2 protein-coding genes are annotated in these 1,401 nt (G+C 48.8%); both read left to right on the forward strand.

Annotation, left to right across the window (positions count from 1 at the left end):
• Positions 1–65 precede the first annotated feature (65 nt).
• Positions 66–560 (forward strand): transposase, encoded by a 495-nt coding sequence (locus tag B092_RS0112945; protein WP_018575643.1) that lies wholly within the window; start codon positions 66–68, stop codon positions 558–560.
• On the forward strand, positions 557–1,401 hold an 845-nt coding region (locus B092_RS0112950; RefSeq protein WP_018575644.1), incomplete at its 3' end, for an IS3 family transposase. The genes B092_RS0112945 and B092_RS0112950, both read left to right, overlap by 4 nt.

Consider the following 1,401-nt stretch of genomic DNA (forward strand, 5'->3'; position numbering starts at 1 on the left):
CTCTCTATGTCAGGATAGTTGTCACCCTCTAAATTTAAATCAAGAGAGCGGTAAGGATACTATTTATGGGCCGTTATTCACTAGAGCGTAAGAACGCAGTGATCAATAAATTTCATAGTGACAACACATTGAGTCTTAGCGAACTAGCTAGGCAAGAGAGCATTCCTACCTCAACCCTTTATAATTGGCTGAAACAAGTCAATTTAGTAGGTAATGCCATGTCAAAAAAACGCAATTCGGATAACTGGTCTGCTGAGACCAAGCTGGCGACTGTGATAGAAACCGCCTCGCTTTCGGAGATTGAGTTGAGTGCTTATTGCCGAGAAAAAGGTCTTTACCCTGAGCAACTTAAGCGATGGAAGTCGGAGTGTCTACAGTCGTTTGACCAAAGCAAAGCTCAAGCTCAAGCGCTTCGCAAAGAACTTCAAGCCACGCGTCAAGAAAACAAGACATTGCAACGTGAGATTAAACGCAAGGAGAAGGCGTTAGCGGAGGCAGCAGCATTGTTGATGTTGCGAAAAAAGCTCAATGCGCTTTGGGAGGAAAACGAGGACGAATGACCTCACTCTCAGAGCGCCAACATGTGGTCAGCTTGATTCAAGCCGCTCACCGCCAAGGAGCACGTCTAGCCAGGGCGTGCGAGGAAGCTGGTCTTGCGCTGCGTAGTTATCGTCGTTGGGTAAAGGATGGTGTTGTTCAAGCCGATAAACGCCCGACAGCCGTTCGGCCTAAGCCAGCAAACAGTTTGAGTCAGGAGGAACGAGAGCTGATTCTGACGGTCTGCAATCGTGCAGAATACGCCAACTTGCCACCCTGTCAAATCGTGGCTGATCTACTCGACAAAGGTGCTTATATCGCTTCTGAAGCAACCTTTTACCGCACGCTTCGGCAAGCAAACCAGCTGCATCACCGAGGGCGTAGCCGTGCGCCTAAACCGAGCCATCAACCGACAACGCATCATGCTACCGGTCCACGTCAAGTGTGGTGTTGGGATATCACATACTGCCCGTCACGTGTACGTGGTCAGTTTTATTATCTTTACCTCGTTGAAGATATCTATAGCCGTAAAATCGTGGGCTATGAGGTGCATGAAACAGAAGACTCAGCGCTTGCGGCAGCCCTCTTACAGCGTTGTGTCTTGAGCGAGGGCTGCCTGCATCAGCCCTTGGTGTTACACTCTGACAATGGTGCACCAATGAAGGCTCAAACCTTACGCACTAAACTAGAGGAACTTAGCATAAAGGCTTCCTACAGTCGCCCACGAGTCAGTAATGACAATCCCTTCGTAGAGTCACTCTTTAGGGTCATGAAATACTGTCCTCAATGGCCATCATCAGGCTTTGCCTCCTTAGATGACACCAGAGCATGGGTCTTACGCTTTGTGCAATGGTACAACACTGT

Origin of the sequence: Oligella ureolytica DSM 18253, from assembly GCF_000373745.1 — a bacterium.
In the GTDB taxonomy this organism is placed as follows: domain Bacteria; phylum Pseudomonadota; class Gammaproteobacteria; order Burkholderiales; family Burkholderiaceae_B; genus Oligella; species Oligella ureolytica.

What these genes read in the sequence shown, in the direction of transcription:
- B092_RS0112945 (WP_018575643.1), top strand. Translation starts at nt 66, where the DNA reads ATGGGCCGTTATTCACTAGAGCGTAAGAACGCAGTGATCAATAAATTT.